The sequence below is a fragment of the Corynebacterium glyciniphilum AJ 3170 genome (genome assembly GCF_007673095.1).
Taxonomy (GTDB): Bacteria; Actinomycetota; Actinomycetes; order Mycobacteriales; family Mycobacteriaceae; genus Corynebacterium.
On sequence record NZ_VDYZ01000001.1, the window covers coordinates 267,449 to 280,796 of the forward strand.

The window sequence follows — 13,348 nt, forward strand, 5'->3', positions numbered from 1 at the left end:
ACCTGAGTTGGGCTATGATGGTGTGGTTATCGCATGGCCCCGACCGACGTAAGGCAGTTCGCATGGTACTCACCCTCCAGATCGTTCTGGTGGTCACCAGCCTCATCCTGGGGCTGTCCGTTCTTCTCCACAAGGGGAAGGGCGGCGGTCTGTCCAGCCTCTTCGGGGGCGGTATGCAGTCCAGTCTCTCCGGGTCCACGGTCGTGGAGAAGAACCTCGACCGGCTGACGGTCACCACCGCCGTGGTCTGGATCGCCGCCATCGTCGGGTTGAACCTGGTCGTCCACTACAACGTGGGCTGACCCGACCGACCTGTACGCGACGAAGGCCGTTCCCCCGAGAAAGGGGAGCGGCCTTCCGTCATGTCAGCCCCGGGACGGTCACCGGGCGGGCAGGTCACGGATTACGCCTCGACTCGTCTGCGACCTGGTGTTTCCCCGAGTGACTGTCGGTCAGAGACGTAATCGGTGACACCACCCCTGAAACGTCCGAGGAGCGTCCCGACGTCCCACCGTCTCAGCGGGGATCAGCCGCCGCATCGACGTGCAGGACGGTGCGGCGGGCGCCGGACACCCCGGCGGCGGGCCACCGGGCAGGATCCGCACCGCTGACGACCTCCCCGGCGGCCTCACGCTTGGCGTCACCGGTGACCAGCAGCCAGACCTCCGTCGCCGTGTGGATCGCCTCGCGGGTCAGTGACACCCGCTCGGCCGGGGGCTTGGGGCAGTCACGCACGGCGACCACCAGCGTCCCGGGTTCCGGGGTGAGCTCACCGGTATGCGGGAAGAGGGAGTTGACGTGCCCCTCCGGCCCCATCCCCAGCAGATGCAGGTCAAAACCGTCAGGGGCGAACGCCGCCACGGCCTCGGCGTAGTCGACGGCGGCGGCGTCGAGGCCGGACCCGTCGGCAGGCCCGTCGTCACCGGGGACGCCCACCCGGTGGACGTTGGTCTCGGGAATGTCCACGTGGCTGAGTAGCTCGGCGTCGGCCAGCTCGTCGTTCCGGGCGGTGGCGCCGGTCGTGCCTGCGGGGACGAATCGTTCATCACCGAAGAAGACGTGCACCTTCGTCCAGTCGACCGTGGTGACGGGGAAGGAGTCCGCGGCGAGGCGCGCCGCGTGGTCCAGGGCGGCAAGCTCCCGGAGCACCGCTCCACCGGCACCGCCACCGGTGAGCACGATCCGGGCATAGCCGTCGTCGCTGACTCCACCGTCGCGCTGAACGCCGGCCAGCAGCTCGACGATCTGCCGGGCGACGCCCTGGGCAAGACCGTCACCGGAGTCCCATCGTCTGACCTCGAGGTGGCGGGTGTCGTTCATCGGGTGCTCTCCTGTGCGGAGAAGGGGATCGAGGCACTCATGCCGTCCCGCGGGGTCCGGACCCGGGGCAGACCGTGCAACGCCTGGCCGAAGGCACGGTCGGGTTCCAGGTGCCGCAGCTCCTCGGCGAGGCAGTCACCGACGTGGCGCCGGGAGAGGTTCACCGTCGTGTCCGTCCCCACACCGGTGCTCACCCGCACGGAGCGGTGGTTGACCACGGTGAGCTCCACCGTGCCCCCCGAGCAGTAGATGACGGTGCGCTGGATCGGCGACATCGGTTCCCCCTCGTCGTCGAGCGGCACGGCGGGCGAACCGTCGGCGCAGCGGGTGACCGGGACGTTGAGACGGTCCGCGAGCCAGCCGGCCGCGATGTCGACGGCCGGATCATCGGCGGGGCCGGAGACCTCCGCCGACGTGATGGTGTCCCCGGCACGCTGGTCGAGCGCGCTGGACAGCAGCCCACGCCACGGGGTGATCCGGCTCCACACCAGGTCCGAGTCGCCCAGAGCGTAGCCGATACGGCGACGGAAGATCGCCTCGGTGCCCCGTCCCGCCGCAGCGTCGGCGAAGCTGTCGGTGATACGACGGGTCGCCAGAGCGCCCAGCGAATCGGCGGTCGGGTTCCGGGGGGAGGTGAACGGCCACCAGACAACCACCGGGGTGTCCGGGAGCAGCAGGGGGGTGACCGCATTGTCGGCATGGTCGGCCAGTGCGCCGTGCAGCCGCATGAGGATCATCTCGGAGGCACCGGCGGTACCACCCAGGTGGATAGCGGCGTCCATGCTGACCTCAGAGGTCGACCGGTCGTGGACGACGAAGATCACCCGGGCCGGATGCTCACGGGAGGCCTCGACGGTGGCGTTGACCACGGTGTCGAGGTCCTCTTCGGAACGCACCGAGACGATGAGCGTCAGGACACGGCCGGTGGCGATCTCACCGCGCTCTTCACGCAGCCGGTGCAGCTGGTCGGTCAGCTCGTGGGTGGTCGTGGTGCCCAGGTCGACGACGGCGGCGTGGTCGCCGGCGTCGGTGAATGTGGTCGATGGCATCAGGGACGCCTCCATTTCCTGCCGTGTCGGGACAGCATCCGGTCGGCACCGGAGGGCCCCCAGGTACCGGACTCGTAGTCTTCGGGACGTCCTGCGGTGGCCCAGTAGTTCAGCACCGGGTCCAGGATCCGCCAGGACTCCTCGACCTCCTCGTTGGTGGGGAAGAGGCTGGCCTCGTCCAACAGCGCGTCGAGGATGAGACGCTCATAGGCTTCCGGCGACTGCTCGGTGAAGGCCTCGGAGTAGGAGAAGTCCATGTTCACGTCGCGGACGTCCATCGCGGAGCCCGGCACCTTCGAGCCGAAGCGCAGCAGCACACCTTCATCAGGCTGGACCCGGATGACCAGGACATTCGACTTCTGTGCCTCGGTCTGTTCCGGGCTGAAGGACTGGTGCGGGGCGTCCTTGAAGACCAGGGCGATCTCCGTGACCCGGCGGCCCAGCCGCTTACCGGTGCGCAGGTGGAACGGCACGCCCGCCCACCGGCGGGAGTTGATCTCGAAGGTGGCGGCGGCGTAGGTCTCCGTGGTGGAGGCGGGGTCGAAACCCTCCTCCTCACGGAGGCCGGGCACGTACTCGGAGCCCTGCCACCCGGCCGTGTACTGGCCCCGTGCGGTGGTCTGCGCGAACGGGCCGACCGGGCGGGTCGCCTTGAGGACCTTCAGTTTCTCCGCCTTGAGTTCGTCGGGGGAGAAGGTCACCGGTTCGTCCATCGCCACCAACGCAAGCAGCTGCAGCAGGTGGTTCTGCATCACGTCGCGGGCTGCACCGATGCCGTCGTAGTAGCCGGCCCGGCCGCCCAGGCCGATGTCCTCGGCCATGGTGATCTGCACGTGGTCGATGTAGCCGGAACTGAACAGCGGCTCGAACATCTGGTTGGCGAAACGCAGCACCAGGATGTTCTGGACGGTCTCCTTGCCCAGGTAGTGGTCGATCCGGAAGACCGAGGACTCCGGGAAGACGGAGTTGACGATGCGGTTGAGCTCGGTGGCCGAATCCTCGTCATGCCCGAAGGGCTTCTCGATGACCACACGCTTCCAGCCGTCGGTGGAGTCCGCCAGTCCTGAACGTTCAAGCTGGTTGCAGACCTCCGAAAAGTACTGGGGTGGTACTGAGAGGTAGTAGGCCCAGTTGCCGCCGGTGCCCCGTTCCTCGTCCATCCGGCGGGTCATGGCCGCCAGGTCGTCGAAGGCGGAGTCGGTGACGAAATCGCCCTTGACGAACTGGATGCCGACGGCGAGCTGCTCCCAAACCGCATGCCGCCACGGAGTGCGGACCCGGTCACGGACCGCGTCGAGCACCTCGGCCTCGAACTCCTCCTTGGTCCAGTCGCGGCGTCCGTAGCCGATGAGGCTGAAGCCCGCGGGCAGCAGGCCACGGTTGGCCAGGTCGTAGACCGCCGGCAGCAGCTTGCGGCGAGCGAGGTCGCCGGTCACTCCGAAGATCACCAGGCCGCTGGGCCCGGCGATCCGCGGGACACGACGGTCCGCCGAATCGCGCAGAGGGTTCTCCCACAGGGGGGATCCGGAACTCACAGACGCTCCCCGATGGTGTCGAGCAGCTCCTGCCAGGAGCCGACGAACTTGTCGACGCCCTCGTGCTCGAGGACGACGAAGACGTCGTTGAGGTCGACACCCAGGTCCTCCAGTGCGGCGAAGACCTCGCGGGCGTCGTCCCCGGTGCCGCTGAGGGTGTCACCGGAGACCGTGGCGTGGTCGATGGTGGCGTTGAGGGTGTCCTCCGGCATCGTGTTCACCGTCTGCGGGCCGACGAGACCGGTGACGTACAGGGTGTCGGGGTAGTCGGGGTTCTTGACGCCGGTGGACGCCCACAGGGGACGCTGCGGGTGGGCACCGGCGGCCGCCAGCTGCTGCCAGCGCGAATCCTGCAGCAGGTCAACGGTGAACGCCTCGTAGGCCAGCCGGGCGTTGGCCAACCCCGCCTTGCCGCGTACCGCCAGGGCGGCTGCGGTGCCGATCTCGTCGAGTCGGCGGTCGATCTCGGTGTCGACGCGGGAGACGAAGAAGCTGGCGACGGAGTGGATCGTCGTGAGGTCGTGCCCGTTGGCCTGTGCCTGGGTAATGCCCTCGATGAAGGCGTTGATGACCTGACGGTAGCGGTCGACACTGAAGATCAGTGTGACGTTCACGCTGATCCCGGCGGCCAGCACCTCGGTGATCGCCGGCAGGCACGCCTCGGTGGCCGGGATCTTGATCATCACGTTGTCGCGTCCGACGTCCGCGTGCAGCTTCTTGGCCTGCGCCACCGTGGCCCCGCGGTCGTCGGCGAGCCGGGGGTCGACCTCGATGGAGACCCGTCCGTCGACGCCGTCGGAGGCCGAGTGGACCGCGGCGAAGGCGTCGCAGGCGTTGCGGACGTCCTCGACGGCCATGGCGAACACGGCGTCGGTGACGTCGGCACCGGCGGTTTTGAGTTCGCCGACCTGGGCGTCGTAGGCGGTGCCGGCGGACATGGCCTTGCCGAAGATCGCCGGGTTGGTGGTGACCCCGACGATGCCGGAGTCCCTGATCAGCTCGGCGAGGTTACCGGTGGTGAGGCGGTCGCGGGACAGGTCGTCCAGCCACACGGAGGTACCGGCGGCGGCGAGTTCGGTTACGTGGTTCACGGGTGTTCAACCAGCTTTCTGTGCGTGGGGGGTTCTGAGGGTGTCAGAGGTGTGGTGATGGTGGTGTGGGTGATGCGGGTCAGAGAATCTCGCGTGCGGCGGCGGCGACGGCCTCAGCGGTGATGCCGAACTCGCGGTACAGCGTCTTGTAGTCGGCGGACGCGCCGAAGTGCTCCAGGGAGACATTGCGTCCCGCGGTACCGGTGTAGCCCTTCCACGGCATGGCGATACCGGCCTCGACGGACACCCGGGCGGTGACCGAGGAGGGGAGGACGGACTCACGGTAGTCGGCGTCCTGCTGGTCGAACCATTCCATGCAGGGGACGGAGACCACGCGGGTCCCGATGCCCTCGGCCTCGAGCGCCGCGGCGGCATCGACGGCGAGCTGCACCTCGGAACCCGACCCCATCAGGATGACCTGCGGGGTGTCGGTGGAGGACTCTGCCAGGACGTAGGCGCCGCGTGCGACGCCCTCGGCGGCCTTCTCCTGCGTACCGTCGAGCACCGGCACACCCTGGCGGGTGAGCACGAGAGCCTTCGGTGCAGCCGGGGCCTTGAGCGCGGCGGACCAGGCCTGCGCCGTCTCATTGGCGTCCGCCGGACGGATCACCGAGAAGTTCGGGATCGCCCGCAGCGCCGCGAGATGCTCGACCGGCTGGTGGGTCGGGCCGTCCTCGCCCAACCCGATCGAGTCATGGGTCCAGACGTGGTAGACGTCGCTGCTCATCAGGGCGCCCAGGCGCACCGCACCACGGGCGTAGTCCGAGAACTGCAGGAACGTCGCGCCGTAGGGGCGGGTCGCGCCGTGCAGGGCGATACCGTTGAGGATCGCGGCCATACCGTGCTCACGGATACCGAAGTGCAGGTTACGTCCGTAGGGGTGGGCCGACCAGGCGTCGGTGGAGATGGACTCCGGCCCGACGCTCTTGTCGCCCTTGATGATCGTGTTCGTGGAGCCGGCGAGGTCGGCGGACCCGCCCCACAGCTCAGGCAGGGTCGCACCCAGTACCTGGAGGGTGGCCTCCGAGGCCTTCCTGGTCGCGAGGTTGTCGCCGGCGTCCCAGGACGGCAGGTCAGCGTCGAAGCCCTCCGGCAGCTCGCGGGCGGCGATACGGTCGTGCAGCGCACGGGCCTCGGGGTTCTTCTCCGACCAGGCGTCGAACTCGCTCTGCCACGCACTGTGTGCCTCACGGCCGCGCGCGACGAGCTCACGGGCGTGGTCGAAGACCTCCTTCTCGACGGGGAAGTCCTCGTCTGTGGGGAAGCCCAGTGCCTCCTTGACGGCGGCGACCTCGTCGCCACCGAGGGCGGCACCGTGGGCGGCACCGGTGTTCATCTTCGTCGGCGCCGGGTAGCCGATCACCGAACGGACCCGGATGAAACTCGGCCGCCCCGTGTCCGACTTCGCCTTCTCCACGGCGTCGAGGATCGCCGTGACGTCCTCGGCGTTGACCTCGAGGGTCTGCCAACCGTAGGCCTCGTAGCGGGCGACGACGTCCTCGCCGAAGGCGATGTCGGTGTTGTCCTCGATGGAGATGCTGTTGTCGTCCCAGAAGACGATGAGATTGCCCAGCTGCTGGGTACCGGCGAAGGACGACGCCTCGGAGGTGACACCCTCCTGCAGGTCGCCGTCGGAGGCGATGACGTAGATGTGGTGGTCGAAAGGCGACTCGCCCTCGGCGGTCTCCGGGTCGAACAGGCCACGCTCACGACGGGACGCGACGGCCATCCCCACCGCCGACGCGAGACCCTGCCCCAGGGGACCGGTGGTGATCTCCACACCGTCGGTGTGACCGACCTCGGGGTGTCCCGGGGTCTTCGACCCCCAGGTGCGCAGCGCCTTGATGTCGTCCAACTCGAGCCCGAACCCGCCGAGGTACAGCTGGATGTACTGCGTCAGCGAGCTGTGACCGGCGGACAGCACGAACCGGTCGCGGCCCGGCCAGTTGTGGTCCGAGGGATCATGGCGCATCACGCGCTGGTAGAGCGTGTAGGCCAGCGGGGCGAGGGACATCGCGGTACCGGGGTGCCCCGAACCGCACTTCTCCACAGCGTCGGCCGCGAGGACGCGGACCGTGTCCACTGCACGGGTATCCAGCTCAGTCCAGTCATCCGGGTACTTCCGGACCGTGCGGGCTTCGAGGTCCTTGGGGAGTGTCACGCTGGGTAGCCTTCCTGTCGTCTGGGACATAAGAGGACACGGGCGCAGTGACCACAGCTGGTCGCAGGACGCGGCCCGTGTAACCCGGACCAGTGTAGTGTCCCGAGGTCGACCGTGTCACTGGTGGATCAGGTGGGTCACCGGTCGCCGGGAGGGGGAACAACGGTTTTCGGTCCCACCACCGGCTCAGGTAACCTGTCCGTTTGGCAGATCCGTGGGGTTTCTGGCGTTCCAGTACCCACGGTGACCTATGGCGTTTATGGAGGCGGACTGACCGGTGGACAAGATCAAGGCGTATATCGCGCTGACGAAACCCCGAGTCATCGAGCTGCTGCTTGTCGCCGCCATCCCGTCGATGCTCCAGGCACAGCGGGGGGAGATCAACCTCGGGCTGATCCTGCTGACACTGGTCGGCGGGTGGATGGGTGCGGCGGCGGCCAACACCTTCAACATGGTCGCCGACTACGACATCGACCAGAAGATGCGCCGTACACACCGCCGCCCCCTCGCCAAGCACACCGTCAACAAGACGGAGGCCAGGATCTTCGCCTGGTCGCTGACGGTCGCCAGCGTGCTGTGGCTCGGGTTCCTGTGCAGCTCGTGGCTGGCGGCCGGGTTCATCCTGCTGACCATCTGGTTCTACATCTTCGTCTACACCAAGTGGCTCAAGCGTCGGACCTGGCAGAACGTGATCTGGGGCGGAGCCGCAGGCTGCATGCCGGTCATGGTCGGCTGGGCCACCGTGACCGAGGCCAACGGCGGATCCTTCAACGCGGGATGGGCGTCCTGGGGCCAGGCGCTGCTGCTGTTCCTCATCATCTTCTTCTGGACCCCGCCACACACCTGGGCCCTGGGCATGCGTTACCGCGAGGACTACGAGGCCGCCGGCGTGCCGATGATGCCCGTCGTCAAACCACCGCTGGAGGTCACCCGCCAGATCCTCTGGTACACCTGGGCGACCGTGATCACCTCACTGCTGCTGGTTCCCGCCACCGGCTGGGTCTACGCCGTGGTGGCGCTCCTCAGCGGCGCCTGGTTCATCCTGCGCGCCCACGGACTGCACAACGGGGTGAAGAAGGGGGTCAAGGTCAAGCCGATGAACCTCTTCTTCCTGTCCAACAACTACCTCTCCGTGCTGTTCGTCGGCCTGTCCGTCGACGCTGTGCTCGGGCTGGAGACGGTCTCCGGGATGCTCGGCCTCTGAAGACAGGCCGATCCGCCACCGTCCGTCCGCCGTGCAGCAGCGAAACCCCAGGGTGTCGCACGCGTCTGAAATCACCCTGGGATTGCCGTGTCAGCGGGTCTGCGTACAGCGACATCCGCTCCCGCGACCCGGATCGACGTTCCAGGGTGGATCCACCCCCATGCGACCACCCTGCAGTTACCGTCCCAGAATCTCCCAGTCCCAGCCCAGTTCCCGCCCCGGCCCCCTGAGTGAGTGGCGCGGTGATCAGCTGGTCGCTGCGGCCTCCTCACTGACGGCGTCCTCGATGTCGTAGTCGCGGTCGGCGGCAGCCTCCCCGCGCCGGAATCGCATCGCCCAGAGTAGACCGGTCGCCGCCGTGACGATGGCCGAGCCGACCACGTGCAGCGGCACGGTCCAGCGGGGGACACCCAGGTTGTACTGGACGACCCCGACAATGCCCTGCACGATGATCCCGGCGATCAGCACCAGCGCCGCCGTCTTGATCCGACGATCCACATGCACGGCCAGCAGGCCCGCCAGCAGGCCGATCGTGATGCCCATGTAGAGGTACATCGCGTGGGCGTGCATGTTCGCGATCTCGAAAAGGGCGATCTGCAGGCGGTCGCCCTCCTTGATGGCCTCATCCCCGGCATGCGGGCCGGAACTGGTGGTCATGGTGCCGGTCACCAGGGTCACGGCCAGTCCCAGCGCCGAGCCCCACGTCGCCCACCGCAGCGGCTTCGGCATGGTCGCCCGGCGGGGGGCGTCGTCGTCCTCACCGATCTTGACCACCATCACCGCGGCGAAGAACACGAGCACCATGGACGGCAGGAAGTGCGCCATCACGATCCACCACGCCAGGTCCAGGTGCACCGTGATACCGCCGATGACCGCCTGCGCGATGATGCCGATTCCCTGGAGGAAGGCGATGTGCAGGATGGTGTTTCGCCGAGCGGCCCGCAGGACGGCGAGGAACGCCACCAGCGCGGCGATGATGAGCACGAAGGTGAGCATGCGGTTGCCGAACTCGATGGCCTGGTGGATGCCCGGCGTCGTCCCGGACTCCGGGACCAGGGACCCCGGGTGGCACTGGGGCCAGGTCGGGCACCCCAGCCCTGAGCCGGTGACCCGGACCAGCGAACCGGTGAAGGTGATCCCGCCCTGGCACACCATCAGGATGACCGCGTACAACCGCTGCCGACGCACGGTGGGCACGGGGGTCCGGGCGCACAGCACCAGGATCGCGGTGTAGAGCCGGAGGAAGAACCGGTTGACGGGGTGGGTGGTGGTGGACACCCGCTCCCGCATCCGGATCAGGGTGGTGTCTCTCACCCTGGGTGCGGGGGCCGGGTTTTCACTGGCCGTCGGGCTGTCGTCCTGGGTTTTCTGCGAGACCATCACGGTCGTCCAGTCTATCGCTCCCGGACGCGCCGTCCGTAATCAGCGATCAGTCGTCGTCCATGGTGAAGGAGAAGAACCGCACCGCCAGCGCACCGCCGACCGCGCCCCAGGCGGCCAGGACGAGAAGAGCCGCGACATTCAGCGTCCCGGAGGCGGCGTCGACCAGCCCGTCAGTCAGAGCCACGGACGGCAGCGCCCGGAGTACGGCATGCACAGGGCCCGGAATGTCGGTGTCCAGGGCCGTCAGGACGGCGGCACCCATCAGGACGAACCAGATGGTGTTGCCCAGTGCCAGGACGAGTTCGGAGCTCAGCGTCCCGCCGAGCAGCAGACCGAGCGAGGTGAAGGTGGCGACGCCGATCAGGATGAACACCAGGGCCGGCAGGAAACCCGCGGCGCTCGGCGTCCATCCGAGCAGCAGGGCCACGAGCGTCAGGACGACGAGCTGGACGAGCACGGCGGCCCCGACGGCCATGACCTTTCCGCTGATCAGGATCCGGCGGGGGACGCCACAGGCGCCGATACGTTTCAGGGCGCCGTAGCGCCGGTCGAAGGCCACGGCGATGGCCTGGCCGGTGAATCCCGCGCTCATCAACGCGATCCCCACCGTCATCGGGTAGACCTGCTGCACGGGGTCGTCCAACGGGACCATCGGGATCAGACTCAGTGCGATCAGCAGCCCCAGCGGAATCACCAACGACAGCAGCTGCTGTTCACCGTGGCGCAGGAACAGCAGCGTCTCGATCCTGGCCTGGGCCAGGAGCATGCGTCCGGTGGGCGCCTGGCGGGGGCGGGGGGTGAACTGACCGGGGGTGAAACGCCCCATGGTCTGTCGGGACCGGTTCATGCCCGGATCTCCCTTCCGGTGATGTCGAGGAAAACGCTCTCGAGACTGCGCTGATCGACGTCCAGTGAGGTGACGAGCACCTCCTGGCGGGCCGCTTCCGCGGTGATCTCGCTGATCAACGCCGGGGTGACGGTCGCGGAGACCGAGACCAGGGTCGGACGGGTGACCGAGACCGTGGCACCCAGCGGTGCCAGTCGGGCGGCCATCGCGTCAAGATCGATCTCCCGGTCGGTGGACACAGCCACACGGGGGTCGGCACTGCTGGTGAGTTCGCTGATCGTCCCCTGCGCCACAGCCTGGCCGTGGTCGATGATCACGACCTGGTCGGCCAGTGCCTCCGCCTCGTCCATCAGGTGGGTGGTGAGGACCACGGACACCCCGTCGTTCCGCAACGCGGAGATCAGGTCCCACACCGCCAGGCGCGACTGTGCGTCCAGCCCGGCGGTGGGTTCATCGAGGAAGACGAGTTCGGGACGTCCCACCAGGGCCAGTGCCAGGGAGAGACGCTGCTGCTGTCCGCCGGACAGACGGCGGTAGTTGGCTTTCTCATGGCCGCTGAGTCCCACCGTCTCCAGCAACCACGCCGGATCCAGCGGGTCTGCGGAGTAGGACGCGGCGAGTTCGAGCATCTCGCCGACGCGAATCCCCGGGTAGGCCCCACCGCCCTGGAGCATCACCCCGATACGTCCCCGCAGCCGGTCGGTGTCCTGGCTGGGATCGGTGCCGAGCACCTCGACGGTGCCTTCATCGGGCACGAGGAATCCCTCGCACATCTCGACGGTCGTCGTCTTCCCCGCACCGTTGGGGCCGAGGAGCGCGAGCACCTCGGCCTGTCCGACCGTCAGGTCGAGACCGTTGACCGCGGTGACGTCCCCGTACCGTTTGACGACGCCCCGCAAGCGGAGTGCAGATCGACTGCCCGCGTCCATCCCTGCGCTAACCACGGTCCCAGAGTCTAGCCGGTGGTCTTCCGGCGTTGGTAAAGCAGCCAGCCGATGATGATGAACACCACCGAGAACAACGCCGACATCAGGTACATCACCGACACGGTCGACGGCGGGAGGTTCAGGCCCCTGGGCAGGATGAAGTAGCTGAGGATCACCGAGTACGCCACGACCGCCACCCGGAAGGTGCTGCGGTTGGCCCACGCCGCAAGCGGCATGACCGCCCAGAGCACGTACCACGGGTGGACGACCGGGAAGAACACCACGAGGAAAAAGGTGGCCACGCCCAGGCCGCCGACAGGGTGGACGCGACCGCGGAACGAGGCCCACAGCATACGCACCACCCAGAAACCGCCGATCAGCAGACCGATCATCCGGGCGGTCGACAGGGCCGCGTCCGTGTGGTCGCCCAGTCCCAGCCACGATCCGCTGTTCGCGGTGAGCAGCCCGATGTCGGTGGTCACCGACATCCAGCTGATCACCTCGGTCGCACCGCCCTGGACCAGGATCCATCCGAAGCCCAGGCCTGTCCCCAGCGAGACCGCAACGACCACCGCGGCCGTCCCGGCGGCGTACACCAGCGCCGCGGCGACAAGGTCGCGGAACCGTCCGCCGAGATACCGGGCGAGGGCGACACCCACGAAGCCGAGCGCCAGGAATGCGGTGACCTTCACCATCCCCGCAGCGCTGATCAGGACGACGCCGGCCGCTCCCCACAGCCAACGTCCGGACACGGAGCTGCGGTCCGGGTCCACGGCACGCAGGCCGCACTCCACCCCGGCGAGGAGCAGTCCCATCATGATCGCCTCGTTGTGGACGCCCGCCACCAGGTGCAGGTACACCAGCGGGTTCAGGATGCCGAGCCACAGGGCCGCCTGCGGCTGCACACCGCAGCGTCGCGCCAACCGGACGACTGCCCAGGCGGCGACGAAGACCCCGGCCACCGAGATCAGCCGGTGGATGATCACCCCGGCGGCGATGACGTCCCCGGTCAGTTTCGAGATGACCGCCGCCATGCCGACTGCCACCGGACCGTACGGGGCGGGGGAGTGCGACCACTCGAACGGCACCGACCGGGCGAGGTCGTTGTCCACCCCGAGCAGGTCGACCGGCCCGGCGGAGTAAGGGTCCATCCCCTGGGCGGCGATCGATCCCTGGGCGAGATAGGAGTAGATGTCCTGGGTGAACATCGGTGCCGTGACCAGCAGTGGAAGTACCCAGAGCACGCCGACACGGACCAGTGAGGCCATCGGCAGCAGGGGAGAGGACTCGTCCCTGGAAGGCACCCTGGAGGGCACACAGTACCGCCAGAGCAGCAGCCAGCCCACGATGAGCAGACTGATACCGACGAACACCGCGACGGTGGTGGTGTGCAGCATGCGGGAGAGGAAACCACTCACCGGCAGCGACCACAGTGAGTTGCCGACGACCGGGAGCGCACCTGCGCCGACCCCTCCCACACCGATCAGGACCGATCCCACGATCCCGGTGAAGATCCCGAGCCGCAGCCGCAGCAGTTCCGCACCCGTGAAAGGACGTGCGGTACCGACGGGACTGTCGGTGTGCAGCAGGGCGCTGCGTGAGCCGGCGGTGCCGATGTTCGGCAGGAGACCGAACATGCCCCCGAGGCCGCGGGTCCGTCGACCTCCGTCGGCGGCGACGGTGCTGTCTGAGGGGGGTGGCTGGGTCACACCGGCATTCTACGGGCCGGGGTGCCCGCGGCGGGAAGGACACCCGTCTGTTGCGAAAATGCCGGGTTCGGTAGAGCAGAGAAACAACAGGTCAGCCTGCCCTTATTGGACAACGGGAATGAT

At 68.1% G+C, this 13,348-nt stretch carries 11 protein-coding genes; 2 read left to right on the plus strand and 9 right to left on the minus strand.

Annotation, left to right across the window (positions count from 1 at the left end):
• The first annotated feature begins 62 nt into the window (after window positions 1-62).
• A complete protein-coding gene (secG, locus tag FS507_RS01265) occupies window positions 63-302 on the plus strand; it encodes a preprotein translocase subunit SecG (RefSeq protein ID WP_145941024.1) in 240 nt (79 codons plus the stop codon).
• A 214-nt stretch (window positions 303-516) separates the two neighbouring features.
• On the opposite strand, the gene pgl is transcribed toward secG, so the two are convergent.
• The 5 genes from pgl to tkt all read right to left on the minus strand — a co-directional run bounded on the left by pgl (window position 517) and on the right by tkt (window position 7,186).
• Window positions 517-1,320 carry a 6-phosphogluconolactonase gene (gene pgl / locus FS507_RS01270; protein ID WP_145941025.1) on the minus strand — a complete coding sequence of 268 codons (804 nt, stop codon included), beginning with the start codon at window positions 1,318-1,320 and terminating at the stop codon, window positions 517-519.
• Window positions 1,317-2,369 carry a glucose-6-phosphate dehydrogenase assembly protein OpcA gene (locus tag FS507_RS01275; RefSeq protein WP_260853087.1) on the minus strand — a complete coding sequence of 351 codons (1,053 nt, stop codon included), beginning with the start codon at window positions 2,367-2,369 and terminating at the stop codon, window positions 1,317-1,319. The genes pgl and FS507_RS01275 overlap by 4 nt, the downstream gene beginning before the upstream one ends.
• On the minus strand, window positions 2,369-3,904 hold the full coding sequence (gene zwf, locus FS507_RS01280; protein ID WP_145941027.1) for a glucose-6-phosphate dehydrogenase: 1,536 nt from the start codon (window positions 3,902-3,904) through the stop codon (window positions 2,369-2,371). The genes FS507_RS01275 and zwf overlap by 1 nt, the downstream gene beginning before the upstream one ends.
• Complete coding sequence (gene tal, locus FS507_RS01285; protein ID WP_145941028.1) at window positions 3,901-4,995, minus strand: transaldolase; 1,095 nt, start codon at window positions 4,993-4,995, stop codon at window positions 3,901-3,903. Before tal ends, zwf begins: the two co-directional genes overlap by 4 nt.
• A gap of 79 nt (window positions 4,996-5,074) precedes the next feature.
• A complete protein-coding gene (gene tkt / locus FS507_RS01290; RefSeq protein ID WP_440130326.1) occupies window positions 5,075-7,186 on the minus strand; it encodes a transketolase in 2,112 nt (703 codons plus the stop codon).
• A 247-nt stretch (window positions 7,187-7,433) separates the two neighbouring features.
• Between tkt and FS507_RS01295 the strand changes: the two genes are divergently transcribed.
• Entirely contained in the window at window positions 7,434-8,360 is a 927-nt protein-coding gene (locus FS507_RS01295; protein WP_145941030.1) for a heme o synthase, read from the plus strand.
• A 246-nt stretch (window positions 8,361-8,606) separates the two neighbouring features.
• Here FS507_RS01295 and FS507_RS01300 read toward each other — a convergent pair whose 3' ends face one another.
• The 4 genes from FS507_RS01300 to mptB all read right to left on the minus strand — a co-directional run bounded on the left by FS507_RS01300 (window position 8,607) and on the right by mptB (window position 13,225).
• On the minus strand, window positions 8,607-9,650 hold the full coding sequence (locus FS507_RS01300) for a COX15/CtaA family protein (RefSeq protein WP_145941152.1): 1,044 nt from the start codon (window positions 9,648-9,650) through the stop codon (window positions 8,607-8,609).
• A gap of 139 nt (window positions 9,651-9,789) precedes the next feature.
• The gene (locus FS507_RS01305) at window positions 9,790-10,590 is read right to left on the minus strand and encodes an ABC transporter permease (protein WP_186314505.1); all 801 of its coding nucleotides are present in this window, start codon (window positions 10,588-10,590) and stop codon (window positions 9,790-9,792) included.
• Complete coding sequence (locus FS507_RS01310; RefSeq protein ID WP_145941154.1) at window positions 10,587-11,519, minus strand: ABC transporter ATP-binding protein; 933 nt, start codon at window positions 11,517-11,519, stop codon at window positions 10,587-10,589. Before FS507_RS01310 ends, FS507_RS01305 begins: the two co-directional genes overlap by 4 nt.
• Before the next feature lie 26 nt (window positions 11,520-11,545).
• Window positions 11,546-13,225: a polyprenol phosphomannose-dependent alpha 1,6 mannosyltransferase MptB gene (gene mptB / locus FS507_RS01315; protein ID WP_313958062.1), complete on the minus strand. Its 1,680-nt coding sequence runs from the start codon at window positions 13,223-13,225 to the stop codon at window positions 11,546-11,548.
• Window positions 13,226-13,348 lie beyond the last annotated feature (123 nt).

Excerpts from the sequence above, each read along its gene's own strand:
- tkt (WP_440130326.1), bottom strand. The coding sequence starts at position 7,186 with ATGTCCCAGACGACAGGAAGGCTACCCAGCGTGACACTCCCCAAGGAC.
- FS507_RS01300 (WP_145941152.1), bottom strand. The coding sequence starts at position 9,650 with ATGCGGGAGCGGGTGTCCACCACCACCCACCCCGTCAACCGGTTCTTC.
- secG (WP_145941024.1), top strand. The coding sequence starts at position 63 with ATGGTACTCACCCTCCAGATCGTTCTGGTGGTCACCAGCCTCATCCTG.
- FS507_RS01310 (WP_145941154.1), bottom strand. The coding sequence starts at position 11,519 with ATGGACGCGGGCAGTCGATCTGCACTCCGCTTGCGGGGCGTCGTCAAA.
- FS507_RS01305 (WP_186314505.1), bottom strand. The coding sequence starts at position 10,590 with ATGAACCGGTCCCGACAGACCATGGGGCGTTTCACCCCCGGTCAGTTC.
- pgl (WP_145941025.1), bottom strand. The coding sequence starts at position 1,320 with ATGAACGACACCCGCCACCTCGAGGTCAGACGATGGGACTCCGGTGAC.
- FS507_RS01275 (WP_260853087.1), bottom strand. The coding sequence starts at position 2,369 with ATGCCATCGACCACATTCACCGACGCCGGCGACCACGCCGCCGTCGTC.